The organism is Vibrio ruber DSM 16370 (assembly GCF_900163965.1).
Lineage (GTDB): Bacteria > Pseudomonadota > Gammaproteobacteria > Enterobacterales > Vibrionaceae > Vibrio > Vibrio ruber.
Window position 1 is genome coordinate 1 of the sequence record NZ_FULE01000086.1, and the last position, 768, is coordinate 768.

The 768-nt window shown below is 47.1% G+C and carries 1 protein-coding gene; it reads right to left on the reverse strand.

Going from position 1 to position 768, the window contains the following annotated elements; translation table 11 throughout:
- On the reverse strand, positions 1 to 768 hold a 768-nt coding region (locus tag VR7878_RS20345; RefSeq protein ID WP_139344183.1), incomplete at both ends, for an IS3 family transposase.

Below are 768 nucleotides of genomic sequence, written 5' to 3' on the forward strand. Positions count from 1 at the left end.
TTCCTGCTGTCGTGTCTTTCCAAATACTCCCAAGGCGTGAGATCATTTAGTGAGTCATGTGGCCTTTCTTCGTTGTATTCCCTCATCCAGTTTTCTGTCAAATCCCGGACTTCATTCAGCGTTTTAAAAACATACATATCCAGAATTTCCGTTCGGTAGGTTCGATTAAAACGCTCAATATAAGAATTTTCTGTTGGCTTACCCGGTCGAATAAATTCCAGCTCTACCTTGTTATTTTCTGCCCAGTCACACAGCGCGGTTGAAATAAACTCTGGCCCGTTATCCATCCTCAATTTGCCCGGCATACCTCGCCAAGCAATAATCCGCTCCAGCACACGAATAACTCTCGGGGTCGGCAGGTTTAAGTCCACTTCTATCGCCAAGACTTCCCGATTGAAATCATCGACCACGTTAAAGGTACGAAAACGTCTGCCACAAACCAATGAATCGCTCATGAAATCGATAGACCAACAACAATTGATCCTCTCCGGGCTCGCAAGTGGAGCAGGCTCACGCTTCGGTAACCGCTTTTTTCCCTTACGTCTCATGTTCAGTTTCAGAGCACAGTACACACGGTAAACTCGTTTATGATTCCATGGATGTCCCCACCGTCTGAGCACCTTAAATAACTTACCAAAACCGTAGGCTGGATAACGTTCTACGGCCTCTTGTAACTTGGCAACGACCTCATCATCCCGATGCAGGTTTGGCTGGTATCGATACACGGAATCACTGATGCCAACTGCGCGGCAGGCCATCCTGAGGCTA